This window comes from Rhodococcoides sp. S146-33 (assembly GCF_059489205.1).
Genome location: NZ_JCAJWY010000005.1, coordinates 98,404 through 123,816, shown reverse-complemented (window position 1 = coordinate 123,816; position 25,413 = coordinate 98,404). Strand labels below are relative to the sequence as shown.

The window sequence follows — 25,413 nt, the reverse complement described above, 5'->3', positions numbered from 1 at the left end:
CTCCTTCTCGACCGCCCTACTTCTCGAGGACCCAGGACGGAGGTCTCTTCTCCAGAAAGGACATCATCCCCTCTCGGGCCTCGTCCGATGCAAACAACCTGGCCGATTGCTCGGCGACGGCCGTTCCCCGCTCGTCGATCTCGCGCCTGATGGCAGCCGTGGTGAGCTGTTTCGACTCGGCCAAGCCCTGCGGCGAGCACTTCCGAAACATGATCATGTAATCGGCCACCACAGCCGCTGGGATGGCATCGGCCACGGTGATCAGGCCGATCGATTCGGCCGTGGCACCGTCGAACGTCTCCCCGGTGAGCAAGTACCGACTCGCTGCCCGGGAGCTCAATCGCGGCAGCACGGCCACCGAGATGACCGACGCGGCGAGGCCGAGGCGAACCTCCGTCAACGCGAACGAACTCTCCGGGCCGGCGACCGCGACATCGCAGGCCGCGACGAGTCCCATCCCGCCTGCTCGCACGTGCCCGTCGATCTGCGCGACGACGGGTTTGGGAGTGTCGATGATCAACCGCATCAGGTCGAGCATCTGCCGGGTGCGAAGTTCCGGTGATGATCCCGCTTCTCGGAGATCGGCTCCCGCACAGAACGTCGTGCCGGTGTGGCCGAGCACGATCGTTCTGACGTCATCGTTTTCGGCCGCGGCGACGAGGCCGGCGCTGAGCTCGTCGACCAACACCGAGGACAACGCATTTCGGTTCTCCGGCGAATCCAACGTCAAATACGCCGTGCTCGCGGAGTTCTCGGCGAGAACGGCCATCAGTAGCTCCTGGGCAGTCCGAGCGAGTGCTGGCTGACGAAGTTGAGGATCATCTCCCGGCTCACCGGCGCGACGCGGGCGATGCGGGCCGCTCCGAGCATTGCAGCCAGACCGTACTCACTGCTCAAGCCGGCACCGCCGTGGGTCTGGATCGCCTGATCCAGCGCCTTGATACTGGCCTCGGCGGCGGCGTACTTGGCCATGTTCGCGGCCTCGGCGGCACCGAAATCGTCGCCGGAGTCGTAGAGCACCGCTGCCTTCTGCATCATCAATTTCGCCAACTCCAGCTCGATCTTGCACTGCGCCAGCGGGTGCGCCAAGCCCTGGTGTGCGCCGATGGGCGTCTTCCAGACCGTCCGCTCGTTGGCGTATTTGACCGCCGCGTCCAGAGCGTAGCGACCCATACCGACAGCCATCGCGGCACCGAGAATGCGCTCGGGGTTCAGGCCGGCGAACAGCTGCATCAGGGCGGCGTCGGCCTCGCCGACGAGTGCCTCGGCGGGCAACCGGACGTCATCGAGGAACAGTACGAACTGGTGATCGGGCTCGACGATGTCCATCTCCATCTGCGTCTTCTGCAGTCCCGGAGCGTCGGTGGGCACGATGAACAGGGCCGGCTTGAGCTTGCCGGTCTTGGAATCCTCGGTGCGGGCGACGATCAGTACCGCGTCGGCCTGGTCGACACCGGAGATGTAGATCTTGTTGCCCTTGAGAATCCACTCGTCGCCGTCACGGCGCGCGGTGGTGGTGATCTGATGCGAGTTGGATCCCGCGTCGGGCTCGGTGATCCCGAAGACCATGATCTTGGACCCGTCGGCGAGAGCGGTGAGCCACTCCTGCTTCTGGTCTACCGTGCCGTACTTGCCGATGATGGTGCCGCAGATGGCCGGGCTGACGACGACCAACAGCAGACCGGCTCCGTGCGCGGCCAACTCCTCCTGCACAAGCGCGAGTTCGTAGATGCCTGCCCCGCCGCCGCCGTACTCCTCGGGCAGGTTGACGCCGAGGAAGCCGAGCTTGCCCGCCTCGTTCCACAGTTCGGTCAGCGGCTCGCCCTTGCGCGCTTTGGGCAACACGTAGTCGATGTAGTTGTAGCGCTTGCCCAGTGACGAGACCGCGTTGCGCAGCCCCTTCTGCTCTTCGGTTTCGATGAAACTCATGCTTGCTCTGCTCCTTCTGAGACCACGGCCAGAACTGCGCCGACTTCGACTTGCTGACCTTCTGTGACGTTCAGTTCGGTGAGTACACCGTCTGCAGGTGCGGTCACCGTGTGTTCCATCTTCATCGCCTCGAGCCACAGGATGGGCTGACCGGCGGTGACGGTATCGCCCTGCGCAGCAGCGATTCTGACGACGCTGCCCGGCATCGGCGCCAGTAGCGACCCCGCAGCCACCTCGTCGCTCGGGTCGGTGAACCGCGGGGCGCGGACCAGACGGACCGGCCCGAGCGCAGAATCGACGAATACATCCGATCCGTAACTGTGCACGTCGAAGATGCGCCTGATGCCTCCGTCGTCGAGCGTCACTGATGTCGGTGTGTGCTCGACGAGTTCGACGCCGTCCAGCGTGACCCCATCTACCGCGGAGATGAGTCCGCTGCGTCCGATGGAATATTCGACGGTGATGTCGTCGTATGTCTTGCGCTGCGGCTGCGACCGCAGGTTGCGCCACCCGCCCGGGAGCCCTCGATTCACCCGGGCTCGCTCGACGTTGTTCGCCGCGTCGGCCAGAGCTGCTGCGAGAGCCGACAGCTCCACGCCGCGGCCCTGCGCGATCGGTAGCGACAGCACATCGAGGCCGTGGGTGTCGAAGAAGGCGGTGTCGGTGTCGCCGGCCAGGAACGAAGGGTGCCGCAGGATGTTGACCAACAGATCTCGGTTGGTCTTCAGGCCGTGAATGGTGGCTCGCTGCAGTGCTTTCGCCAGCAGGTTCGCTGCCTGGACTCGCGTCGGCGCGAACGAGATGACCTTTGCGAGCATCGGGTCGTAATGAGTGCTCACCACACTGCCGGACTCGACGCCGGAATCAACTCTGATTCCGGCTTTTTCGAGCACCTCGAACTGCGCACCGGGAATCTCGAATCGATGCACGGAACCGCTCTGTGGCTGCCAATCCTGAGCCGGATCCTCGGCATAGAGCCGAACCTCGATGGAGTGACCGCGCGTCGCCGGCTGCTCGGCGGGCAACCGCTCCCCCGCTGCCACCCGAATTTGCAGCGCCACCAGATCCAGACCGGTCGTGCATTCGGTGACCGGGTGCTCGACCTGCAGACGGGTGTTCATCTCGAGGAAGAAGAAGTTGCCCTTCTCGTCGGCGAGGAATTCGACGGTGCCCGCGCCCTCGTAGCCGATGGCCTCGGTGGCCAGCGTCGCCGCATGGAAGAGCTTCTCGCGCATACCGTCTATGCGTTCGACGAGTGGTGACGGCGCTTCTTCGACGACCTTCTGGTGACGACGCTGGATCGAACATTCACGCTCGCCCACGGTCCACACGGTGCCGAACCGGTCGGCCATGACCTGTACTTCGATGTGCCGGCCGGTCTCGATGTAGCGCTCGACGAACACCGTTCCGTCACCGAACGCCGACAGAGCTTCTCGACCCGCTGCCTCGATTTCGGACTGCAGTGTGTCGAGGCTGCGCACGATCCGCATGCCGCGCCCACCGCCACCCGCGGAGGCCTTGATCAGCACCGGAAGTTCGTTCTCGGTGACCGACTCGGGATCGAGCTGCGTCAGTACCGGCACTCCGGCGTCGGCCATCATCTTCTTGGACTCCACCTTCGAGCCCATCAGTTCGATGGCCTTGACCGGCGGTCCGATCCACGTCAAGCCGGCATTCTGGACCTGCTGCGCGAAATCGGCGTTCTCGGAGAGGAAGCCGTAGCCCGGATGCACCGCGTCGGCCCCGGCCTGTACCGCCGCGGCGATGACTGCGTCGCCCCGGAGATAGGTCGCCGACGAGCTGTTGCCGGGTAGGCGCACCGCGGCGTCCGCCTCGCGCACGTGCGGGGAGTTGGCGTCTGCGTCGGAGAACACCGCGACGGTGTCGATGCCCTCGGCCCGACAGGTAGTGAAGACACGGCGGGCGATTTCGCCGCGGTTGGCTACGAGGACGGAGGTTACGGTCATGGCTTCACATCCGGAAGACACCGAAGTTGGCGGTGCCTTCGATCGGGGCAGAGGCAATGGCCGACAGGCACATTCCCACTACCGTGCGGGTATCACGAGGGTCGATGACACCGTCGTCGTAGAGGCGTCCGGAAAGGAACATGGGCAGCGACTCGGCTTCGATCTGCGCTTCGATCATCGCGCGCATTCCGGCGTCGGCCTCGGCGTCGAATGCTTGGCCACGGGCCTCGGCGGCGGCACGTCCGACGATGGAGATGACACCGGCGAGTTGCGCGCCACCCATGACTGCGGATTTGCTCGACGGCCAGGCGAACAGGAATCGCGGGTCGAAGGCGCGGCCGCACATGCCGTAGTGACCGGCACCGTAGGACGCACCGAGCAGGATCGAGATGTGCGGAACCGTAGAGTTGGACACGGCATTGATCATCATCGAGCCGTGCTTGATCATCCCGCCTTCCTCGTATTCCTTGCCGACCATGTAACCGGTGGTGTTGTGCAGGAACAACAGTGGGGTGTTCGAGCGGTTGGCGAGCTGAATGAACTGCGTCGCCTTCTGCGATTCCTCACTGAACAGCACGCCGCGGGCATTGGCCAGGATGCCGATGGGATAGCCGTGCAGCTCGGCCCATCCGGTGACGAGAGACCCGCCGTACATGGGCTTGAACTCGTCGAAATCGGAGCCGTCGACGATGCGGGCGATCACCTCGCGAGGATCGAACGGGATCTTCAGATCGGTGGGGACGATGCCGAGCAGATCCTCGGGGTCGGCCAGCGGCTCGATGATGTCGGCGCGCGGCTCCGGGCCCTTCTTCTTCCAGTTCAGCCGCGAGACGATGCTGCGTCCGATACGGATCGCATCCTGCTCGTCGACGGCGAAATAGTCTGCAAGACCTGACTTTCGAGCATGCATCTCGGCACCGCCGAGCGACTCGTCGTCCGAGTCCTCACCGGTGGCCATCTTGACCAACGGTGGCCCGGCGAGGAACACCTTTGATTGCTCCTTGATCATGACCACGTGATCGGACATTCCGGGGATGTATGCACCGCCGGCAGTGGAGTTACCGAACACCAACGCGATCGTCGGAATGCCCGCCGCCGACAGCTGCGTCAGATCACGGAACATTCGACCGCCGGGGATGAACACCTCCTTCTGCGTCGGTAGATCGGCTCCACCGGACTCGACCAAGGAGATGACCGGAAGCCGGTTCTGCGTGGCGATGTCGTTGCCGCGGAACCCCTTCTTGAGGGTCCACGGGTTGCTCGCCCCGCCGCGGACGGTCGGATCGTTGGCGACGATGAGGCATTCGACGCCGCACACGACGCCGATACCCATGACGGTGCTGGCTCCGACGGGAAAGTCGCTGCCCCAGGCCGCGAGCGGGCACAATTCGAGGAAGGCCGAGTCCTCGTCGATCAGCAACTCGATGCGCTCACGGGCGAGCAGCTTGCCCCGCTTCTTGTGGCGATCGACGTACTTCTGACCGCCACCGAGCAGCGCCTTCGAGTGCTCGGCGTCGATCTCGGCCAGCTTGGTGTGCATGGCCTCGGTGGCACCGGAATACTGCTCCGACGCGGTGTCGAGGGTGGACTTCAGCACGCTCATGCCTGGTACCCCAATCGTTTTGCGGCCAGTCCGGTGAGAATTTCGGTCGTTCCGCCGCCGATACCGAGGATGCGCATGTCGCGGTACTGCCGTTCGACTTCGCTCTCACGCATGTAGCCGAGTCCGCCGAAGAGTTGCACCGCCTGATTGGCGACCCACTCTCCGGATTCGACGGCGGTGTTCTTCGCGAAGCAGACCTCGGCGATGAAGTCGGCGTCCTCCTCCATCGATCTCTCGACGAGGGAGCGGGTGTAGACGCGGGCGATGTCGATCTTGCGGGCCATCTCGGTGACGGTGTTCTGTACGGATTGCCGTGCGATGAGCGGCTTTCCGAACGTTTCCCGATCGCGGACCCACTGCAGAGTCAGATCGAGGCAGCGCTGCGCGCTGGCGTAGGCCTGGGCGGCGAGGGCGATGCGCTCGGTGAGAAATGCCTGTGCGATCTGCGCGAAGCCGGAGTTTTCGGCACCGACGAGGTTGCTCACCGGCACTCGGGCGTCGACGAACGAGAGCTCAGCAGTATCGGATGCGCGCCAGCCCATTTTGTCGAGCTTGCTGGTGACCTCGAATCCGGGTGTGCCCTTCTCGATGACGAGCAGCGAGACACCGGCCGCACCGTCGCCTCCGGTGCGAACCGCAGTGACGACGAAGTCTGCTCGGCAGCCCGAGGTGATGTACGTCTTGGATCCATTGACGACGTAGTGCTCGCCGTCCCTGACCGCCTTCGTCCTGAGGTGGCCGACATCGGAACCGCCGCCCGGCTCGGTGATCGCGAGCGAGCCGATCTTCTCACCGGCCAGCGTGGGCCGCACCCACTTCTCGATCTGGTCGGCGTCGCGTGCTGCAACCAAATGCGGCAACGCAATTCCGCTGGTGAACAGCGATGCGAAGAGCCCGCCGGACGCACCGGCCTGATGCATCTCCTCGCAGATCACGACCGCGTCGGCCAGATCTCCGCCGTCCCCACCGACGTCCTCGGGGAAGCCTGCACCGATCAAACCGAGAGCTGCCGCCTTCTTGTGCAGCTCGCGAGGAATCTCTCCGTCGGTTTCCCACTGATTCATGTGCGGTGCGATGTCCTGCTCCACGAAACTTCGGACGGTCTTGCGCAGCTGCTGACGCTCGGGCGTCGTCCAGATACTCATACGAGTGCTCCCTTGTAAGCGAGTGTTTCGGGGATGTCGATGTGCCGCGACCGCAGCCATTCACCGAGCCCCTTGGCCTGTGGATCGAATCTGGCCTGCGATGCCACGCCTTGGCCGAGGATGCCGTCGATGACGAAGTTCACGGCCCGCAGATTGGGCAGCACGTGTCGGGTGACGGTGAGTTTCTCCGCCTCGGGCAACATCTGCTTCAGTCTGTCGACCGTCAATGCGTGGACGAGCCAGGAGAATTCGTCGTCGGTGCGGACCCAGACCCCGACGTTGGCATTGCCGCCCTTGTCGCCGCTTCGGGCGGCCGCGATGGTTCCGAGCGGGAGTCGGATGGTCGCTTCGTCTGCTCTCGGTGCGGGGAGCGTCGGTTCATCGAGGCGTTCCAGTGCCCGCGTTTCTGTCGACGGTGCGATGGTGCTTTCGGTGCCGTCGGCGAGATGCGCGACGTGCGGCACCTGGGCCGCGTCGACGAATCCTGCCGTGAACACTCCGTACGGCGCTCCGTTTCCCGGCGGGGCGGTCACCGAGAATCCGGGGTAGCTGGCCAGTGCGAGTTCGACTGCAACCGCAGAGAACTGACGTCCAACGGCATCGGGGTTGCTGTCGCGAGCCACGCAGCGCAGTAGGGCGCTGGCCGTCTCCTCGGTCTCTGCGTCCGGCTTGTCGGTGCGCACCAGTGTCCAGTCCAATTCGGTTGGCCGTGCGGGGAGCCAGGACTCGAATTGACGCTGTGCAAGTGCCGCTTTCGCCTCGATGTCGAGACCGGTGAGCACCATCGTGAATTCGTTGCGGAAACCGCCTAGCGCATTGAGCGAGACCTTGTAGGTGGGCGGCGGCGCTTCACCGGTCACGCCGGTGATGGACACTCGATCGCTGGATTCCTGTGTCAGGATCGCTGAGTCGATCCGTGCGGTGACGTCAGGGTTCGCGTAACGCCCGCCGGTGATTTCGTACAGCAGCTGAGCGGTCACGGTACCGACGCTGACGGCACCGCCGGTGCCCTCGTGCTTGGTGATGACGGACGAACCGTCGGACTCGATCTCGGCGATGGGGAACCCTGGACAGGACATGTCGGCGATCTCGGTGAAGAACGAGTAGTTGCCGCCGGTCGCCTGAGTTCCGCACTCGATGATGTGGCCCGCGACGACGGCACCGGCCAGGGCGTCGTAATCGGTCGGCGTCCAGCCGAAGTGCGCCGCAGCGGGTCCGACGATCACGCTGGCATCGGTGACGCGCCCGGTGACGACGACGTCGGCACCGGAGTTCAGGCATTCCACGATGCCCCACGCGCCGAGGTAGGCATTTGCGGTCAGCGGGTTACCGAGGCCGAGTTGGGCAGCTCTGCCGAGAAGGTCGTCGCCGTCGACGTACGCGATTTTCGCACCGGAGTCGAGTTTCTCCAGCGCCTCGGCCAAGCCACGTGGATTCAGACCACCGGCGTTGGCGACGATCTTGACGCCTTTGTCGAGCGCCAGTCCGAGGCAATCCTCGGCCTGGCGCAGAAAGGTTTTGGCGTAGCCACGAGTCGCGTCCTTCATCCGGTCGCGGCCGAGGATGAGCATCGTCAGCTCGGCGAGGTAATCACCGGTGAGGTAGTCGAGTTCGCCGCCCTCGAGCATCTCGCGCATGGCTGAAAGACGGTCCCCGTAGAAGCCCGAGCAGTTGCCGATTCGTACGGTCATGCGTGCTCTCGTCCCGATCCTGGAGGGCCTGCGAAGGCTTGGGCGATGGTGAGCCAGTGTGCGGCGTCGAGTCCCTCTGCGCGGATGTCGAGGTTGTCGCGATGAGCGCGCTGGGTGACGAGGAGGCAGAAGTCGAGGGCCGGGCCAGTCACGCGTTGCACAGCGTCCTCGGGTCCCCAGGTCCATAGCTCGCCCGACGGCGCGGTGAGTTCGATGCGAAACGGTTCGGTGGGAGGAGTCTGCTGGTTGACGGCGTAAGCGAAATCCCTCGTGCGGACGCCGATATGAGCGACTCCACGGATTCTGTCGGTGGGAACGCGCGTGACGCCCAATGCGTCCGCGACATCCTGGCCGTGGGCCCACGTTTCCATCAATCGCGCTGTGGCCATGGACGCCGCACTCATCGGCGGTCCGAACCAGTCGATCTTGGTTCCGGGCGGCACCTGCACAAGAGCGTCGGTCATGGCTCGACGGCGGGTTCGCCATGCGCTCAACAGTTCGGGATTGCGGGCTTCTTCCTCCGCAGCCTCGTCGACGAACCCGGTGGGGTTTTCCCACGCTTTCTTCAGAGTGAGGGCGAACTCCTCCTTGGCCGCGGTATCGCCGGATGCTGCGGACGTGGTTCGCTCCGCGACGTGATCGGTCCACGACAGATGTGCGATCTGGTGCGCGATCGTCCAACCCTCGGCCGGTGTCGGTGCCGCCCACTGCTCCGATGTCAGTTCGGCGACGAGCGCATCGAGGTCGTCGCCCTCGGCACGGAGGTCGCCGACGAGTGTGTCGAGGTCTGCCATGGGTCCAGCTTCACAAAGGCACGAGAAAAAAGCAAGCACGCTTGCTTGTTAATTCGTAACCTTACGTTCGTTTGCCGTCTCTACGGTGCGGAATGTGAAAATGTCGAGACTCGCAGCCGTCGCCGTTACCCTCGCCTTCATGACTGCCGGCTGTTCTTCTGCGGATCCGTCTTCCACGGACCCGACCCCCGACGAACCGTCGAGCATTCGGGTGGCGACATTCAATGCGAGCCTCAATCGGCCCGCGGCCGGCCAGTTGGTGACCGACCTGCAGGGTGAGAACGCTCAGGCTCGCGCTGCGGCCGATGTGATCTCCACGAACTCTCCGGATGTGCTGTTGGTCAACGAGTTCGACTACTCGGGCGACGATGCGGTGAAACTGTTCAACGACAACTATCTGGACAAGCAGTACCCATATTGGTTCACGGCGCCCGTGAACACCGGGGTCGACTCCGGACTCGACCTGGACAAGGACGGCAAGCTCGGCGGCCAGGGCGATTCCTGGGGTTTCGGCCAATTCCCAGGTCAGTACGGCATGGTCGTGTACTCGAAGTATCCGATCGACACCGAATCGGTGCGCACGTTCCAGAACTTTCTGTGGAAGGACATGCCGGATTCCCTGCTGCCGCGTGATTACTACGGAGAGGCGTCCGACGCGCTGCGACTGTCCAGCAAATCGCACTGGGACGTGCCGATCGACGTGAATGGCAAGACGCTGCACGTACTGGCCTCGCACCCCACTCCCCCGTCGTTCGATGGACCCGAGAACCGCAACGGCAAACGCAATCACGACGAGATCAGGCTCAGTGCCGACTACATCTCGGGTGCGGACTACCTGTACGACGACAAGGGCGTGCGCGGCGGACTCGACGAAGGAGCGTCGTTCGTCATGCTCGGCGATCAGAACAGCGATCCGGTCGACGGCGACTCGGTGGCCGGTTCCATTGCGCAGGTTCTGGATTTGTCCCGCGTTCAGGATCCCGCGCCTGTATCCGACGAACACGGAACGGACACAGCTGATTTCGCGGATCCGACGCCGGGTGACCTTCGAGTGGACTATGTGTTGCCGTCCGACGATCTCACCGTAATCGACTCCCAGGTGTACTGGCCGAACCAGGCCGAGCACCCCTCGGACCATCGACTGGTGTGGGCTGATCTCGAATTATGATGCGTAGGTGACGGATCTGCCGATAGTCGAGTTCGCCTACCCGGGCCCACTTCGAGACACGCTGGTTGCGGCCGTGCTGTCCGGCGCGAAGACCAGCACGGCAAGCCTGTTGGTTCAGTACGCCGACGAGGAGCTGCCGAGCGTGGGTGATCGCGGCGCGGTGGTGGATTCGGCGGGTGTCGTGGTCGGAGTCACCGAGACCACGGGTGTCGATATCGTTGCGCTGAAGGATGTTTCGCTGCGACATGCCCTTGACGAGGGTGAGGGGTACGCCGATGTGGCGCAGTGGCGAGCCGGACACGAAAGATTCTGGCAGTCGGCCGAGGTTCGCGCGGAATTGGGAGATCCGAACTTCACGGTAAACGACGACACTCAGGTGGTGCTGGAGCGATTCACCCTCGTGTGAAGTCAGGGTCCGCCGTGTTCCGTCGGTTCGATGCCTACTGCTCGGAGGGTTGCCGCTTCAGCGCTGTCCGGATCATACGGCCGTGCCGCTGTCATGATGACCCGCACATTCTCCGGAGTGTGGATCTCGAGCTCGACGGAATTCCACAGTCGAGTGTGCGGCCCGGTAGCCGAGCCGGGTCGGATTTGGGCGCAGGCCTGGGCGATGGAATCGAGCTGGTCGAGGACGCAGGCGAAGCTCACCGTCATTGCCGGCAGTCCGGCCGACCGCTCCGTCGGCACGAGCAGAACATCCTGAAACACCCAGCGGCGCAGATGAACCAATTGACCGGGAATTGTGAAGAGTTCGAAGAAACCGAGAGCTCGGGTCCAGAATTCGGTCGATTCGGCGAGATTCGCGGTGGGGACGGTGACGAACATCGGCATGCCGTACAGGCCACGAAACAGCTCGGGCGCGGCGGTGTGTGGGCCCGGAATCGGTACTGGTCTCACCTCGAAGGCGGGGTAGTTCTCGGTCATGTCCACCATCCTGAAGCCTGACGCGGCGTCAGGGTCAAACGGTGTTGTCGGTGGGTGGGTGTATAGGCAGTTCCACGCCAATCCTTATCCATTGCAACGTAATTGAGTTTGACGGATCGTTCACACTCCAGTACTATCGAACGTACGTTCTATTAATCGCTGAACATCTGCCGGGGGGCGAAGACACAGTGACCACATCTGCACGCAGCCGATTCGCGGCCTATCTCGGGCCGCAATCGAAGCCGTACATCGCGCCTGCTTCGTTGGCCGAGATTCGGGATGTCACGATTCTGGAGAATCAAGCGTGCGCTCGGAAAGTGGCTCTGGCTGCCGCCATCTGGGACACGTGCATTCATCAGAACGTGCTCGTGGGTGACGTCATTCAGGATGCGGGCAACTATGCAGCCTCCGAAATTGCGCACGTTCTGGGCTGCTCGAAGACCGTCGCGAACACGTACGCCGAGGTCGGGATGGACCTTCGGCTTCGGCTTCCCGCCATCGCCGCCGCCTTCGATGCCGGCGAACTGGATTTGCCTCGAGTCCGTGCGATCTACCGCTGTACCCACAATCTGACGCAGGACGCGGCGACAGCCGTCCAAAGGGAGGTTCTGCACGCTGCCCGACGCCTGTCGCCCGGGCCGCTCGCGACCGAAATCTGGTCGATCATGTACCGCATCGCACCCGAGCAGGCTGCCGCTCTACGCAAGGACTTGGAACGGCACACCAATGTCACTTACATCGACAAAGATGTGCTGTCGACGCTGAAGGCCGACCTCACTGCCGCCGACGCCGCCGCTGCCTGGCAACTCATCAACGAGATGGCCGCCACCGTCTGCCGACACGATCCGCGAAACAAGGGTCAGAAGCGTGCGGCCGCGTATGTTGCTCTGCTGCAGCAGGAATCGTCGATGGCATGCATGTGCGAACCCGATGACGACAACCCCTGCACGGCCGATACCGCGCGCCCAGATCGGCGTGCGCCGCTCACTGTCATCACGGTCGACCTCGCCACTCTCGCCGGTCTGCTCTCCAATCCTGCTCACTTGGCCGGCCACGGCACCATCGATGCCGAGTACGCCCGAGAGCTCGCCGACAACGCGCACTGGCAGATCCTCCTTACCGAAGCCCGCAATCTGGCGGAGAAGTTCGGATACGGCGAAGACTTGGAATCGCTCATCGACACCGACGTGGAGGAGGGCACCGCAACGGATGGTGTCGAGCAGACAGACCGGACCGACACACAACAAACCGACACTGCAGGATCCGACACTACGGAGTCCGACACCGCAGAGTCCGCGTCCGAAAGCACGTCTGCACCGTCGGACACCGAGACCAGGGGTAGCTGCTCTATCAAGCCCTCACGCATGGTGTTTCACGCACTGGGGCGTGGACGTCGCCGAACGGGCGGTGCAGTTCCTCGACCGCCTCGTCCGCAGAATGCCCCGCGTCCACCGCGGAACAACTGTGTCGCCACGCCGTATCGCGGCACGTACACCTTCGTAGCCGAACTCGAAGCGGCGATTGCCGCCGATCCCTCACTCGGGTTCGCGCTGTATCCCGACGGTCACGGCGGTCTCGTACTGCCGCCGCCCGGTGCGCTCGTTTATCGCCCCACTACCGCACTCGCAGAACGCATTCGATACCGCGACCGCACGTGCCGGCATCCGGGCTGTGACGTCCCGGCTCAGCAATGCGAGATCGACCACATCGTGCCGTATTTCCATCGCGATCCTGCGAACGGTGGGTGGACCATCGACACCAATCTGCATTGTCTGTGCCGCTATCACCACAGCCTCAAGACGATGGGTTTGTGGACTCCCGTGATGCTGGCCGAGGGCGTGGAGTTCTGGCTCTCGAACGCCGGCACCACAGCGATCACTGTTCCCGGAACGACCCAACTCGCAGACATGAGCCATCTGCCCGCCGTATATCGCAGGCCCAAAGGTGAAGCTGTACAGGCGGATACCTCGAGCCTCGAAATTGTCCAGCCGCTGCCCGCGCCGGTACCTACATCAGCACCCGACGATAATCCCCCGCCTTTCTGATCGATATTGGGTATTGGGTCAGTACACAAAAGTTCCACCGCAGTCGACGTGTCTGCGGTGGAACAGCTGTGCCTTCTGGGTGTCGTTCTGTTCGGTCGGTGTCAGCCGGTGTAAGTGCTGAGGTCGTACACCGTCGCACTGCCGACGGTGCTGGCGGTGAAGTTCGCCTCGACCCACTCCTGAATCTGCGAGGAGGTGCTCGTCGAGTCGCCGCCCATGCCCCCGCGTGCCATTCCATCACCCATGCCTCCGGATACGTAGTACGCGACTTCGTGATTGGAGACGTACTCGATGAACTCGTCGAGCGAGGGTGCGGGATCGCCGCTCCAGCCGCCGATCGCCATCACCGCGGTATCGGACGAAAGCTCGTACCCCGCTGCAGACTGCGAACCGTTGACTGCAGCAGACCATCTCGTCGTTGTGGACTCGAGCAGAGCCGTCAACTCCTCGTTGGTCTCACCGCCCATGCCACCGCCCATGCTGGACATACCGCCAGGCAGAGTGCCGGTGCCGAAGCCTGCTGGGAGATCGGCAGCATCAGCAGGCATGCCCGCATCATCGCCCGGCATTGCGTCGCCCGACACTGCTCCACTCGGCATCCCACCGGTCGGCATCCCGCCCATGCCGCTGTCGCTGACTGCACCGGTCGGGCCTGCGGTGGGGACGGATCCGCTGTGCGCGTTCGTCGTCGTAGCGATGGCATACGACGTGCCACCGCCGAGACCGGCCACTGCTCCGAGGATGAGCGCAGCCGCAGTGAGCTTTCGGTACTGCCCGGCGAGCAGGATCATCACGGCCGCAACAACGGTTCCCACCAACAGGATCCACTTCAAGGCCGGCAGCCAGTCCGCGTTGCGGTGTAACAGCACCCAACTCCAGACACCAGCCGTGATCATAATCGTCGCCCTACCTGCTCTGGCCCATATTGATTCGCGTCGAAGCCAGAGTGCGTAGCCGCCGGTTCCGATCATGCCCGCGATGGCAGGGGCAAGAGCCACGGTGTAGTACGGGTGAATCGTGCCGGACATGTAACTGAAGATCAGCGCTGTCACCATGAACCAACCGCCCCACAGAATCAGGGATGCACGCAGCATGTCGGTCCGCGGCGCTCGGCCGCGAGCGATCAGACCCAAGACCATTGCCACCAATGCCGCAGGAATCAGCCACGAAATCTGGATTCCCATCTCACTGCCGAACAATCGATCCAGACCGGTCGACCCACCGAAGCTCGATCCGGCTGCACCGGAATTCATTCCGCCCGGTGCCCCGCCACCGCCGCCGGTGTTACCGAAGATTCGGCCGAGACCGTTGTATCCGAGCACCAGATCCATCACGGTGTTGTCGGTGGACCCGCCGATGTACGGGCGCGCACCTTCCGGCCACAGCTGAACCGCCACCACCCACCATCCGGCGGCGACCACCAATGCCGCGAACGCACCGACCAGATGCAGCAGTCTTGCGCGCAATTGCGCCCGTCCCGCAACCAGATACGTCAACCCGAAGGCTGGTAGTACCAACAAGCCCTGCAGCATCTTGGTCAGAAACGCGAATCCCAGCGCCACGCCGGCGAAGGCGAGCCACATGGCGGCCCGTCGACCAGCAGTGGTCTGCAGAGAGCGCACGACGAAGTAGCCGCCGAGCGTCATGAGGAGAACCAGCAGCGCGTCGGGGTTGTCGAAGTCGAACATCAGCGCAGCTGCAGGAACGGACGCCACCGTGAAGCCGGCGAGCAAGCCGGCGGTGGGATTCGCGACTCGCTTGACCGCGGCATACACCGTCGCCACCGCGGCGACACCCATCAGGGCTTGGGGAAGCAGCAAACTGAAGCTCGAGAACCCGAACAGACGGGCCGACAGTCCCATCACCCATAGCGCGGCCGGTGGCTTGTCCACGGTGATGAAGTTTTCGGAATCCAGTGATCCGAAGAACCACGCCGTCCAGTCCTTGGTGCCTGCCTGCACAGCCGCGGCGTAGAACGTGTTCGCATAACCACTTGCGGTCAGGTTCCACAGGTACAGAGTTGCGGTGGACGCGAGCAGAACAAGAAGCCCGAGCAAGTGTCGGCGGCGATACCACCACATGTCCTGCCTGGACGGCTGGCGGGCATGCGACGGAGGCATCGCGGCCGGTCGGTCGATTTGGGCGGTCATCGCACATCCTGTTCGTCGAAGTTGTCGACTACGAGAATGTGCGACGGACCGCCGGTCCGGCTGGGAGCAGCCTGCGAGGTTGCTGTGAGCGAGCGAGCTTGCTCAGACGCGATCGGCGTACACGACGATGTTGTCGTCGTAACTCGAGATATCCGAGTCGAACTGTCCGCCACAGGTGATCAGTCGCAGGCCGGGATGATCGATGTCGCCGTAGACCTTGTCGGTGGGAAACGAGTCTTTCGGATACTGCTCCACCGCGCTGACGACGAAGCGAACCGTACCGCCATTCTGGTCCGTGACGGTGACGTCGTCACCCTGCGCGAGATCCCGGAGTCGGTAGAAGACTCCCGGGCTGCCGCCCCAATCCACGTGTCCGGCAAGGATCGACGGCCCCAGTTGGCCAGGGATCGGCGACCCCGTGTACCAGCCCGCGGGAAAACCACCCGGCGGAACTTCCATCGAACCGTCCGAACGAAGACCCAGATCCATCACGTCGGAGTCGACGTCGATCGCCGGAATGTCGATACGGGCGGGAGGTGACCCGGCCACCGATGAATTTGCCTGCGCTGCAACCTCATCGGTAGAAGTATCCGGTGCCTGCGTAGACATGGCCGACGACGGTGCGGTGCGCTCCGGAGGCGCTTCGTCCGAAGGCGTTGCGCAACCGGTAAGAAACAACAGGAGCATGAAGCAGGCAGCGGCTACTGCCCGCACCACGACCCGGGAAAGGATCGGGGCGCGGGCAGATTCAGCCGGAGGTGCGTACTCCCTGGCTACGGCTTTCACAGATCAGCGCCGACGACGCGTCATCAACGTGACCGACACCGCGCCGACAGTGAGTAGAGCGAGAAGGGTCCACATCGTCACGGCCACCGAGTTGGCCGGCTGCGTGACCGTACTGCCGTCACCGGTATCGACACCGCCGTTGGGAATCTGTGTGATCTGCCCACCCGGGTTGTACGTACCCGGCTGATCCGGGCCACCGGGTGTGGTCGGCTGGTTGGGCTGATTCGGGGTGTTCGGGGTGTTCGGGGTGTTCGGGGTGTTCGGGGTGTTGGGTGTGTTCGGTGTGTTGGGTGTGTTCGGGGTGTTGGGTGTGTTGGGCTGATTCGGGGTGTTCGGCTGCTCAGGCACATTGGGGATACCCGGAATCGGCGGGATCGTGATGCCGGGAATCGGAGGAAGGCCTGGGATCGGGGGTACTTCGATGACGATCGGCGGCGTTCCGCCACCGTCGCCCGGGGTGCCCGGTGTGCCGCCACCATCACCCGGGGTGCCCGGCGTACCGCCACCGTCACCCGGGGTGCCCGGCGTTCCGCCACCGTCGCCCGGAGTACCGCCACCGTCACCTGGAGGAGTCGTGGTCACCGGAGGAGTCGTGGTCACCGGAGGAGTCGTGGTCACCGGAGGCTCGGTGATCCCACACTCTGCATTGCTGATCGTGTTCGAGTCGAGGGTGACTGCGCCGGTCAAAGCCAATAGCCGTCCCCGCACATCGGCATCCGTCGTCGCAGTAATCGACGCCTGCGCCATGACCGTGCCGACGAAGTCCGTGTCGGTACCAAGAGTGGCCGAGCTTCCGACCTGCCAGAACACGTTGCACGGGCTGGCCCCGTTGATCAGGGAGACACTGCTGTTCGACCCTGTGATGAGAGTGGACCCAGCTTGGAAGATGAATACGGCAGCGGAGTTTCCTTGGGCGTCGAGCGTCAGTGGTAGAGACCCGGTCAGTCCGAGTGTGTCGCCCTTGTACAAACCGGCATACCGCGTGGTGCCCCCTAGCTCGACTGGGACCAGTTCGGGACCCGACCTGTTGGCAGCATCGGTATATGCAACCTGCAGAGCAGCTTTCGCGTTCCGAGCCCGTTCGTTCTTGTCGTCGATGACGCCGTTGGTAATTTGGCCCTGCAGCAAGCCGCTGACGCTGGAAGGTTGCCCGTCACCCGGGCTCACACCCACGGATCCGGATATCGCAGATCCGCCCGCGTCGGTCACGGTGGAGCCGGCAAGTATTGCGTACGGATCTGCTGCACCGAGGTTGACGGTGGGAACGACGACTGCAGCTGCTTGAGCGTCGGCCGCCGATGCGTTGACCAGCATGAGCGCGCTGGTTGCCAGCGCTACGGTGCCGACGAGAGGAATCAACGCCGAGCCCTTGCGTCGAGAGGTGGAGGATGCAGGGCGGTGTTGCGAAGCGTACATGATGTGTACCGATCTGCTGGAGGGGGATTCGCATGAGAATTGTTGTCTCACAACGAATTGTGTGCATCGATTCCCCCGACGAGATTCGACTGTGCTTCGGAGATTGGGCGACGGTCGACGATGTTCACTGGAAATCTCCAGGGGCGTCGAGGTCTCGCACATTCTGTACATCAGTGGATCGCCGGTCGGCTGTCTGCAACCGAGCGAAAGGAGTGGAAGACCAGCGAAGGCTCATGCCCACTTCGCAGAAAAGAGTTTCTCCGTATCTCTACGGTGTAGAGCTACAGCTGACCACGTGTAGGGTCACAGGTCAAGCGAAAGACGTTGGTGAACAACAAGTTTGTTTGGCAGCCGAAAGCCGATCGGCGTGCCGCTTACCTTGATTTACCGAAAATGGTGAAGCAGTCATGACGCCCTCGGACCGATCCAATCAACCTCCCCGTGACAAGATCGACCGTGAATACGTCGTATCAGCCGCCCTGTCCATCATCGACAACACCGGACTCGACAGCCTGACCATCCGCAGCTTGGCCGTGTCGATCGACCGCGACCCCATGACCGTGTATCGATACGTCGCCACCAAAGAGGCGCTCCTCGACGCAATTGCCGATTCGATTCTCGCAGGACTCGTAGCGGTCGACGGGTCGGACACCGACTGGAAACGTCAGCTGACCATCTTCGCTCGGCACTACCGCGAACTGGCCCTCGAGCACCCGCGGGCGGCGGTGCTGCTCGCGACTCGGCCCCGGGCGACGCCACTCGGACTGGGGACCACGAGCTCACTGGTATCACTGGAGGGCATCCTGACCCTCTTGACCACCGCCGGTTTCACCGTGCCCGAAGCACTCTCTGCCTACCGGTTACTGATGTCCCTGCTGAGGGGACACGTGCTCAGCGAGACCCAGGAGACAACAGATCATCCGGACGAGACGGTGGACCGGTTGAGCCTTGCGCTGCGCAGACTGCCGATCGATGACTTTCCCATCATGTCCGTCATACCCTCGCTCATTACGGAATACGACGGTGTCCACGAACTGAACCGTGGATTGGATGTCCTGTTCGACGGCCTCGGGAACATTCCGAAAAGCTGAACACCTCTCACCGACCGGCGTGTACGCCCGCATCGGAACTCACCGGGTTCACAGGACGGGCCCGGTTTCGTTCGCCTTTTCTTCGTCTCGCTGCTGTTGAGCGGCGGCCAGCCCCGACTGAGTGCGCAGCGGAACCTCTTTCAGGAAGAGCACCAGCACGAACCCGAGAAGCATCAGAATCGACACGGCCAGGAACACGTAGTCCATCGCGTCGGAGAACCCGATTCGGAACGGTTCTGCGAGCGCGGGTTCGAGCTTCTGAATGAACGAGCTGTCCTGCAACGCACTCCCGGCGACCGAGGCGTCACCCGATGCAATGGCCTTGGCAAAATCGGATTCCAATGGATCGGCACTGCTTGCCGCAGTCTGCACCGCCTGCTGGAACGCCGGCGTCGAGCTCGCGGCAATCAGCGCATCACCGGTCTTCGGGGTCAGCTGCGTGAAGAGCATCGACAGGAACACCGCAACACCCACCGTCGCCCCGATCTGGCGGAAGAACGTTGCGGCAGAGGTCGATACACCCATGTCCTTGGGCGGCATCGCGTTCTGGATCGCGAGCGTCAGCGGCTGCATCATCGAACCGAGACCGAGTCCGAACACACCCATCACGACCATGGTCTGCCACAGCGGAGTATCGGCGTGGACGTAGTGGAACGTGAACATCGCGATGGCCATCAGCGCGGTGCCGACGATCGGAAAGATCTTGTAGCGTCCGGTCTTCGAGATCATTCGACCCGACACGATCGACGCGATCATCAGGGCACCGACCAGCGGGAGGGTCTGATAGCCCGCCAGAGTGGGCGATGATCCCTTGACGACCTGGAGATACTGCGGCAGTAGAGAAATGCCACCGAACATGGCCGCACCGGCGATCACGCTGACGGCAATACACAACGAGAACAACGGGTTTCGGAAGAACCGCATGGGAATCAGGGCGTCGTCGCCCATCTTGATCTCGGCGAGCACGAACGCGATGACGCCGACGATGCCGATTCCGAAGCAGAGCAACGCCCGTGGCGAGCTCCATCCCCATACGCGGCCCTGCTCGGCGATGATGAGCAGCGGCACCAGTCCGACGCTGAGCAGCACTGCGCCCCACCAGTCGACGCGCGCTTCGCGTCGGTACACCGGCAGGTTCAGCACCCGCCACACGACGACGAGTGCGATGATGCCGAGCGGCACGTTGATGTAGAAGACCCAACGCCAACCGGTGATTCCGAGGATCGACGACTGCCCGGCGAGCAGCCCACCGATGACCGGCCCGAGCACACTCGACGTGCCGAAGACGGCCAGGAAGTAGCCCTGGTACTTGGCTCGCTCACGCGGCGGCACGATATCTCCGATGATGGCCAGCGCCATCGACATCAGACCACCCGCACCCAGGCCCTGGATCGCACGGAAGGCGGCGAGCTCGTACATCGACGTCGCGATGCCGCACAGCATGGACCCGACGACGAAGATCGAGATGGCCGTCATGAAGAACGGCTTGCGCCCGTACAGATCGGAGAGCTTGCCGTACAGCGGAGTCGAGACCGTCGAGGTGATGAGGTAGGCCGTGGTCACCCAGGCCAGAACCGAGAACCCGTTGAGATCGTCGGCGATCGTGCGCACGGACGTCGACACGATGGTCTGGTCGAGCGCAGCGAGGAACATGCCCATCATCAGGCCCGACAGAATGGTCATGATCTCGCGGTGCGAATACTCACCGCTCGCGGGAGTCACTTCTCGCTCGGTTACCATCTCTTTAGTACACCTTTACGTAGCGTTTGCTTGTGTCCTACAACAATATTCGGACCACCAGCATGCTCGCAGAACTCCGTTGAAGCAAAGGTTTATTTGCCGCGAATCCGGTCTCGGACCTCACGCATCGTGTGTGGGTGAATTCCCTCCGCCGCGAGCACTCGCCTGGTCTTGCGACGCGTCAGCAGAACTCCGGTGATCGCGACGATCCAGACCGGGAACTGAACGAGCAAGGCGACCCGGAAGCTGTCGAAGGTGTAGCCGCCCATCGCGTCGAGAATCCAGCCGATCGCCGCGATGACCAACAGAGACGCCAAGAACCCACCGATGTTCACCATTCCCTGAGCCGTCCCCAGATTGGCGCTCGGATTGAAGGTGCGGGCGAGGTCGAAACCGATGACCGAACCGGGGCCGCCTACCGAGATCACCACCACGAGCAGCACCAGCAACCACAGCGGCGCAGGGCCGGGAAGCGACAGCACGATGGCCCACATCGTGGCGTTGCTGACCATGATCGCCAGCACCAACCACGACCGTCGCATCGGGTAACGCCCGGTGAGCAGACCCAACACGATGCCCGCCGCCACCGCGGCCGCCACCGACACCGACAGCAACGCTCCGGCCGTCGGCGCAGACAGGCCCTGCGCAGACGTCAGGTACGGCACACCCCACAACAATGCGAACACCGTGATCGAGAATTGGCTGCCCATGTGGGAGAAGAAGCCGAGCCGAGTGCCGGGGCGTCGCCACACCTCCGCGATGGAGGCGAGAGTCTGCCGCAGTGACGTCGGGTCCGGTTCCGGTGCCGCGTCTGCATCGGGGCGATCTCTGACCAGCGCCAGAACCAACACGAGGGCGAGTAGCCCGAGGGCGGCCGCGCTGCCGAATGCGAACGTCCAGCCCGGCCCGTTCAACAGAATCAGGAACGGAACCGCCGAGAGCACCTGCCCGAGTTGGCCGAGCAGACCGGTCAGCTGCGAGACGATCGGCACCCGCCGCGGAGAGAACCAGCGCGGCACCAACCGCAACACCGAGATGAACGTGAGAGCATCGCCCACGCCGACGAACGCGCGAGCGGCCACTGCGACCGGGAGCGACTCGGTGAGTGCGAGCGTGATCTGCGCCGACGCCATGATCAGCGCGCCCGCGGCGATCATCCTGCGCGAACCGATCCGATCCAACAGCACTCCGGCCGGGATCTGCATCGCCGCATACACGATCACCTGCAACACCACGAACGACGACAGCAGTGACGGCGAGACCGCGAATCGGTCGGCAGCGCTGAGCCCCGCGACTCCGAACGACGTTCGATGGAGCACCCCTATGACGTATGCGAAGACACCGACACCCCACACCACCCAGACGGTTCTCCCTGTAGTCACGGGACGATTGTGTCAACCACGCTGTGAAATGATCGACTCGGTAGTTCGCCCAGCAAGAAAGTGAGTGACGTCATGGCCAAGCAGGTGCTGGTGCTCAACGGTCCGAATCTCAACATGCTCGGTACCCGCCAGCCCGAGGTCTACGGCCACGCCACCCTCGCCGACGTCGTCGCCCTGTGCGAGAAGACCGCCGCCGACCACGGACTCACTGTGAACGCGGAACAGTCGAACCACGAGGGACAGATCATCGACTGGATCCACCAGGCCCGTGGGGTGGCGTCGGGCATCGTCATCAACCCCGGCGGACTGACACACACCTCGGTGGCACTGCGCGACGCACTCGTCATTCCAGAGGTACCGATCATCGAGGTGCACATTTCCAACGTGCACGCCCGCGAGGAATTTCGGCACCACTCCTTCGTGTCACCGATCGCCAGCGGTGTCATCGCCGGACTCGGCATCGACGGATACCGCTTCGCCATCGAACGACTGGCTGCTCTCATCTGATACTGCTCTTATTCGACACTGCTCTCATCTGACACTCAGGTTGCCCTGCCTAGACTGGCCGCGTGAACACGAGCAACAAGGCATCGAAAGACATCAGGGCAATGCAGAACGGTGACAAGAATCGCCGCACTCTCATCCAGATCGTCGTCGCTGTCGTTCTGATCGCGCTCGTTGCTGCGATCGCTCTGTTCATCGTCAACAAGGATTCGACGTCGGGCGAGGCGTCACCCTCCGCCAACTCGACACCGGGCACGCAACTGACACCCACGTCGCTGACCGAGAACGGTGCCATTCGCTTCGGTAATCCCGACGCCACCACCGTCATCAGCGTCGTCGAGGACTTCCAGTGCCCGGCGTGCAAGAACTTCGAGTCCATCAGCGGTTCGACGTTGCAGCAAGTGGCCGACGCGGGCAACGTCGCGGTGGACTACCGACCCATCTCCATTCTCGACCGCTTCTCGAACGGCACGATGTATTCGACGCGTGCCGCGAGTGCTGCGATCTGTGTTGCCGAGAACGACCGGGACAGCTGGATGGACTGGCACAACGCCATGTTCGCGGAACAGCCCGCCGAGAACGGCACCGGATTGACCGACGACAAGCTCGTCGAGATCGCCGCCTCCGCCGGTGCCGACTCCCCCGCCACCGCGTCGTGCATCACCGACGGCAGTTACACCGATTGGGTCACCAGCCAGACGCAGTCCGTCATCGGCGAGGGCATCAACGGAACACCGAGCGTGCGCGTCAACGGCACCGACGTCTCGAACCCGACTCCGGACAACATCCTCGCCGCCGCAGCGGCAGCCGGTAACTGAGCAGCAACCGGTAACCGCCATGAGAACACGCGCAGGCGCAGCGGTATTCACCGTCTTCAGCGCGATCGGGTTGCTGGCGGCACTGACGCTGACGGTCGAGCGGTTCAAGTTGCTCGAGGACTCGTCGTACGTACCGTCGTGCAGCCTGAACCCGGTGCTCTCGTGCGGTTCGGTGATGGTGACGAAACAGGCTGCGCTCTTCGGCTTCCCGAATCCCATCCTGGGTATCGTCGCGTTCTCGATTGCGCTCGTCGCCGGGGTGCTGTGGCTCGGCCGCGTCGAACTGCCCCACTGGTTCTGGCTCGGCATGAGTGGCGGTCTGCTACTCGGTGAAGTGTTCGTACATTGGCTGATAGTCCAGAGCCTGTACGAGATCGGCGCTCTGTGCCCCTACTGCATGGTGGTGTGGGCGGTGACGATGCCGCTGTTCGTGCTTGCCCTGAGCCGATTGATCGGCACCCGCCCGAACAACGGCGGCACAATCGGCCGTCTTTTCCTCGAATGGCGGTGGACGCTGCTGGCCGTGTGGTACGCAATCGTCATCGCGCTCATCGGAATCCGCTTCTCGGATTACTGGACCTCGCTTCTCTGAGTTTCGCTGCATTTCCTTTTGCGAATCTCATGAGTCGATCGACTGCACCGTGCATGATGGGTACAGCACCCGAGTGAGACTGATCACAGCTCCTGGCTCGGGGAAGATCGTTCGAGTATCAGGAGTCGAAACATGGCAGGCGATCCATTCGCAGTCATCGTTGCCGTCATCGTGTCCGCCGCCGGTGTTGTTGCCGGAACCGACGCCCCGGCTCCGATTCCGGACAAGGCCGTCACGGACCAGGCCGCTGAGATCGCTGCCAGCGCCGAGGACCAGGCGAAGACGATGAGCGATCAGTGGACCGAACTCCTGGGCACCATGCCCGAGCCGGCCGCCGATATCGCCGATCGCACGTTGTCCGACGCCGCCGACGGCCTGCACACTGCCGTCGAACCGATGCTCCCGAACCTGCCGACGGTGGACGACATCGACGCAGCCGACGCAGAAGCAGCCGATGCACCGGGGCCGACCGCCGCGGACGGGGCCCTGGCCGCCCTCCCCACCGCAGCGGCGGGAGTATCTGCTGCCGACTCCTCCTCTGCCCCACTTCCGTTCAGTGTGTTCTCACCGAGTGCTCTCTCGTCCAGTGCTCTCTCGACCACTGCCGCTGCTCTGGGTGCGGGCGCAGTCCAGTTCGCCGGCCGCACGTACACCGCAGCCGATATCGCCACCCAGACGGCGTTCATGGCGTCGGCCGAGGCCATTCGGCGCGCACTCTTTCCCGGGCTGCCCGTGACGTTCACCGGTATCAATGTGGGCCCGATCGGCCTGGGTGCGGTGGGAGCCATCACCGCCTTCGTGCCGTGGTTGCAGAAAGCGGGCAACATCTGCGGGGGCGTCAAAGGCACCACGATCGCCGCACTCTATGCCGCCGAGAACGGCTTTCGGTACGGGCCGACCGCGCCTGTCTCGAGCACCGGCGCCCAGGGACCGGGGCAATTCATGCCAGGCACGTGGGCGACCTACGGCAAGGACTACGACGGCAACGGCGTGGTCGACGTCAACAGCATCGGAGACGCGGTCATGGCGTCGGGCACGATGCTGTGCGATATCTACGGGCAGGTCGACGGCTGGAAGCGCGAGGGCAAGGTCTCGGGGGACACCCTGGACCTGACCCTCGCCGGATACAACGCCGGCGCGGGCGCGGTGCTCCGATCCGGTGGAATGCCGTCGGGCACTTTCGATTACGAGACACAGACCAAGCCGTACGTTGCCCGCATCAGGGCTACCGAAGCCCAATTCGGTGCCATTCTGACCCCGTTCGCGGGGCTCGATCTCACCGGGATGGGCGGCCGGGCAGTGCAATTGGCGATGGACTACCTGGGGCTCCCCTACGTGTGGGGTGGCGGGAACATCAACGGTCCGTCCGGCGGTGGGTTCGATTGCTCCGGTCTGACGTCGTACGCCCTGTTCAAGGCCTCGGGCGGGAAGGTGACGCTGCCCCGTACCTCCGAAACACAGTGGAACGTCGGCACCGAGATTCCGATGGAACTGGCGCAGCCCGGCGATCTGCTGTTCGCAAACTGGGGACCGGCGGGACCCGGACACGTGGCGATCTACATGGGCAACGGCCAGATGGTGCACGCACCCCAACGCGGCGACGTCGTGCGGGTGGCTCCGGTGTTCGACGGAATGCGTGCCCGGCACATCGTCTGACAGTGCACAGTC

21 protein-coding genes are annotated in these 25,413 nt (G+C 63.6%); 8 read left to right on the top strand and 13 right to left on the bottom strand.

Translation table 11 applies throughout. The features are described 5' to 3' along the window. Positions 1-16: 16 nt before the first annotated feature. From AC5WEY_RS20210 to AC5WEY_RS20180, 7 genes are read right to left on the bottom strand one after another with little or no spacing between them, the layout of a single operon-like run. Positions 17-769, bottom strand: a complete 753-nt coding sequence (locus AC5WEY_RS20210; protein WP_057475285.1) for an enoyl-CoA hydratase family protein — start codon at positions 767-769, stop codon at positions 17-19. After that, entirely contained in the window at positions 769-1,929 is a 1,161-nt protein-coding gene (locus tag AC5WEY_RS20205; protein ID WP_057475284.1) for an acyl-CoA dehydrogenase family protein, read from the bottom strand. The genes AC5WEY_RS20210 and AC5WEY_RS20205 overlap by 1 nt, the downstream gene beginning before the upstream one ends. Then, complete coding sequence (locus tag AC5WEY_RS20200) at positions 1,926-3,896, bottom strand: acetyl/propionyl/methylcrotonyl-CoA carboxylase subunit alpha (protein WP_495647257.1); 1,971 nt, start codon at positions 3,894-3,896, stop codon at positions 1,926-1,928. Before AC5WEY_RS20200 ends, AC5WEY_RS20205 begins: the two co-directional genes overlap by 4 nt. 4 nt (positions 3,897-3,900) lie before the next feature. After that, positions 3,901-5,499: an acyl-CoA carboxylase subunit beta gene (locus tag AC5WEY_RS20195; RefSeq protein WP_495647256.1), complete on the bottom strand. Its 1,599-nt coding sequence runs from the start codon at positions 5,497-5,499 to the stop codon at positions 3,901-3,903. Further along, on the bottom strand, positions 5,496-6,644 hold the full coding sequence (locus AC5WEY_RS20190) for an acyl-CoA dehydrogenase family protein (RefSeq protein ID WP_495647255.1): 1,149 nt from the start codon (positions 6,642-6,644) through the stop codon (positions 5,496-5,498). Before AC5WEY_RS20190 ends, AC5WEY_RS20195 begins: the two co-directional genes overlap by 4 nt. Further along, on the bottom strand, positions 6,641-8,335 hold the full coding sequence (locus AC5WEY_RS20185) for an acyclic terpene utilization AtuA family protein (RefSeq protein WP_495647254.1): 1,695 nt from the start codon (positions 8,333-8,335) through the stop codon (positions 6,641-6,643). Before AC5WEY_RS20185 ends, AC5WEY_RS20190 begins: the two co-directional genes overlap by 4 nt. Beyond that, a complete protein-coding gene (locus AC5WEY_RS20180; RefSeq protein WP_495647253.1) occupies positions 8,332-9,129 on the bottom strand; it encodes a TIGR03084 family metal-binding protein in 798 nt (265 codons plus the stop codon). Before AC5WEY_RS20180 ends, AC5WEY_RS20185 begins: the two co-directional genes overlap by 4 nt. A gap of 100 nt (positions 9,130-9,229) precedes the next feature. On the opposite strand from AC5WEY_RS20180, the gene AC5WEY_RS20175 reads away from it, so the two are divergent. Continuing rightward, positions 9,230-10,297 (top strand): endonuclease/exonuclease/phosphatase family protein, encoded by a 1,068-nt coding sequence (locus AC5WEY_RS20175; protein ID WP_495647354.1) that lies wholly within the window; start codon positions 9,230-9,232, stop codon positions 10,295-10,297. Between the two features lie 7 nt (positions 10,298-10,304). After that, entirely contained in the window at positions 10,305-10,703 is a 399-nt protein-coding gene (locus tag AC5WEY_RS20170; RefSeq protein ID WP_495647252.1) for an ASCH domain-containing protein, read from the top strand. Positions 10,704-10,705: 2 nt separating this feature from the next. Here AC5WEY_RS20170 and AC5WEY_RS20165 read toward each other — a convergent pair whose 3' ends face one another. Beyond that, the gene (locus tag AC5WEY_RS20165; RefSeq protein ID WP_495647251.1) at positions 10,706-11,221 is read right to left on the bottom strand and encodes a VOC family protein; all 516 of its coding nucleotides are present in this window, start codon (positions 11,219-11,221) and stop codon (positions 10,706-10,708) included. A gap of 188 nt (positions 11,222-11,409) precedes the next feature. Here AC5WEY_RS20165 and AC5WEY_RS20160 point away from each other — a divergent pair, with 188 nt between their 5' ends. Then, positions 11,410-13,266 (top strand): HNH endonuclease signature motif containing protein, encoded by a 1,857-nt coding sequence (locus AC5WEY_RS20160; RefSeq protein WP_495647250.1) that lies wholly within the window; start codon positions 11,410-11,412, stop codon positions 13,264-13,266. A 101-nt stretch (positions 13,267-13,367) separates the two neighbouring features. Here AC5WEY_RS20160 and AC5WEY_RS20155 read toward each other — a convergent pair whose 3' ends face one another. From AC5WEY_RS20155 to AC5WEY_RS20145, 3 genes are all read right to left on the bottom strand, one after another. Next, the gene (locus AC5WEY_RS20155) at positions 13,368-15,416 is read right to left on the bottom strand and encodes an ArnT family glycosyltransferase (protein ID WP_495647249.1); all 2,049 of its coding nucleotides are present in this window, start codon (positions 15,414-15,416) and stop codon (positions 13,368-13,370) included. A gap of 102 nt (positions 15,417-15,518) precedes the next feature. Beyond that, the gene (locus tag AC5WEY_RS20150; protein ID WP_235581490.1) at positions 15,519-16,025 is read right to left on the bottom strand and encodes a class F sortase; all 507 of its coding nucleotides are present in this window, start codon (positions 16,023-16,025) and stop codon (positions 15,519-15,521) included. Between the two features lie 180 nt (positions 16,026-16,205). Then, a complete protein-coding gene (locus tag AC5WEY_RS20145) occupies positions 16,206-17,618 on the bottom strand; it encodes an ice-binding family protein (RefSeq protein ID WP_495647248.1) in 1,413 nt (470 codons plus the stop codon). 407 nt (positions 17,619-18,025) lie between these two features. Here AC5WEY_RS20145 and AC5WEY_RS20140 point away from each other — a divergent pair, with 407 nt between their 5' ends. Next, entirely contained in the window at positions 18,026-18,709 is a 684-nt protein-coding gene (locus AC5WEY_RS20140; RefSeq protein WP_495647247.1) for a TetR/AcrR family transcriptional regulator C-terminal domain-containing protein, read from the top strand. A 48-nt stretch (positions 18,710-18,757) separates the two neighbouring features. On the opposite strand, the gene AC5WEY_RS20135 is transcribed toward AC5WEY_RS20140, so the two are convergent. Both AC5WEY_RS20135 and AC5WEY_RS20130 read right to left on the bottom strand, forming a co-directional pair. After that, positions 18,758-20,449 carry an MDR family MFS transporter gene (locus AC5WEY_RS20135; RefSeq protein ID WP_495647246.1) on the bottom strand — a complete coding sequence of 564 codons (1,692 nt, stop codon included), beginning with the start codon at positions 20,447-20,449 and terminating at the stop codon, positions 18,758-18,760. 92 nt (positions 20,450-20,541) lie between these two features. Next, complete coding sequence (locus AC5WEY_RS20130; RefSeq protein WP_495647245.1) at positions 20,542-21,831, bottom strand: MFS transporter; 1,290 nt, start codon at positions 21,829-21,831, stop codon at positions 20,542-20,544. 72 nt (positions 21,832-21,903) lie between these two features. Between AC5WEY_RS20130 and aroQ the strand changes: the two genes are divergently transcribed. From aroQ to AC5WEY_RS20110, 4 genes are all read left to right on the top strand, one after another. Continuing rightward, positions 21,904-22,338, top strand: a complete 435-nt coding sequence (aroQ, locus tag AC5WEY_RS20125; protein ID WP_200936477.1) for a type II 3-dehydroquinate dehydratase — start codon at positions 21,904-21,906, stop codon at positions 22,336-22,338. A gap of 62 nt (positions 22,339-22,400) precedes the next feature. Continuing rightward, positions 22,401-23,153 carry a DsbA family protein gene (locus tag AC5WEY_RS20120; protein ID WP_057475272.1) on the top strand — a complete coding sequence of 251 codons (753 nt, stop codon included), beginning with the start codon at positions 22,401-22,403 and terminating at the stop codon, positions 23,151-23,153. A 19-nt stretch (positions 23,154-23,172) separates the two neighbouring features. Beyond that, on the top strand, positions 23,173-23,745 hold the full coding sequence (locus AC5WEY_RS20115) for a vitamin K epoxide reductase family protein (RefSeq protein ID WP_495647244.1): 573 nt from the start codon (positions 23,173-23,175) through the stop codon (positions 23,743-23,745). Between the two features lie 132 nt (positions 23,746-23,877). Beyond that, positions 23,878-25,401 carry a C40 family peptidase gene (locus AC5WEY_RS20110; RefSeq protein WP_495647243.1) on the top strand — a complete coding sequence of 508 codons (1,524 nt, stop codon included), beginning with the start codon at positions 23,878-23,880 and terminating at the stop codon, positions 25,399-25,401. The last annotated feature ends 12 nt before the right edge of the window (positions 25,402-25,413 follow it).

What these genes read in the sequence shown, in the direction of transcription:
- AC5WEY_RS20205 (WP_057475284.1), bottom strand. Translation starts at nt 1,929, where the DNA reads ATGAGTTTCATCGAAACCGAAGAGCAGAAGGGGCTGCGCAACGCGGTC.
- AC5WEY_RS20200 (WP_495647257.1), bottom strand. Translation starts at nt 3,896, where the DNA reads ATGACCGTAACCTCCGTCCTCGTAGCCAACCGCGGCGAAATCGCCCGC.
- AC5WEY_RS20210 (WP_057475285.1), bottom strand. Translation starts at nt 769, where the DNA reads ATGGCCGTTCTCGCCGAGAACTCCGCGAGCACGGCGTATTTGACGTTG.
- AC5WEY_RS20145 (WP_495647248.1), bottom strand. Translation starts at nt 17,618, where the DNA reads ATGTACGCTTCGCAACACCGCCCTGCATCCTCCACCTCTCGACGCAAG.
- AC5WEY_RS20180 (WP_495647253.1), bottom strand. Translation starts at nt 9,129, where the DNA reads ATGGCAGACCTCGACACACTCGTCGGCGACCTCCGTGCCGAGGGCGAC.
- AC5WEY_RS20185 (WP_495647254.1), bottom strand. Translation starts at nt 8,335, where the DNA reads ATGACCGTACGAATCGGCAACTGCTCGGGCTTCTACGGGGACCGTCTT.
- AC5WEY_RS20150 (WP_235581490.1), bottom strand. Translation starts at nt 16,025, where the DNA reads ATGTCTACGCAGGCACCGGATACTTCTACCGATGAGGTTGCAGCGCAG.
- AC5WEY_RS20190 (WP_495647255.1), bottom strand. Translation starts at nt 6,644, where the DNA reads ATGAGTATCTGGACGACGCCCGAGCGTCAGCAGCTGCGCAAGACCGTC.
- AC5WEY_RS20140 (WP_495647247.1), top strand. Translation starts at nt 18,026, where the DNA reads ATGACGCCCTCGGACCGATCCAATCAACCTCCCCGTGACAAGATCGAC.
- AC5WEY_RS20165 (WP_495647251.1), bottom strand. Translation starts at nt 11,221, where the DNA reads ATGACCGAGAACTACCCCGCCTTCGAGGTGAGACCAGTACCGATTCCG.
- AC5WEY_RS20195 (WP_495647256.1), bottom strand. Translation starts at nt 5,499, where the DNA reads ATGAGCGTGCTGAAGTCCACCCTCGACACCGCGTCGGAGCAGTATTCC.
- AC5WEY_RS20135 (WP_495647246.1), bottom strand. Translation starts at nt 20,449, where the DNA reads ATGGTAACCGAGCGAGAAGTGACTCCCGCGAGCGGTGAGTATTCGCAC.
- AC5WEY_RS20155 (WP_495647249.1), bottom strand. Translation starts at nt 15,416, where the DNA reads ATGACCGCCCAAATCGACCGACCGGCCGCGATGCCTCCGTCGCATGCC.
- aroQ (WP_200936477.1), top strand. Translation starts at nt 21,904, where the DNA reads ATGGCCAAGCAGGTGCTGGTGCTCAACGGTCCGAATCTCAACATGCTC.
- AC5WEY_RS20110 (WP_495647243.1), top strand. Translation starts at nt 23,878, where the DNA reads ATGGCAGGCGATCCATTCGCAGTCATCGTTGCCGTCATCGTGTCCGCC.
- AC5WEY_RS20175 (WP_495647354.1), top strand. Translation starts at nt 9,230, where the DNA reads ATGTCGAGACTCGCAGCCGTCGCCGTTACCCTCGCCTTCATGACTGCC.
- AC5WEY_RS20115 (WP_495647244.1), top strand. Translation starts at nt 23,173, where the DNA reads ATGAGAACACGCGCAGGCGCAGCGGTATTCACCGTCTTCAGCGCGATC.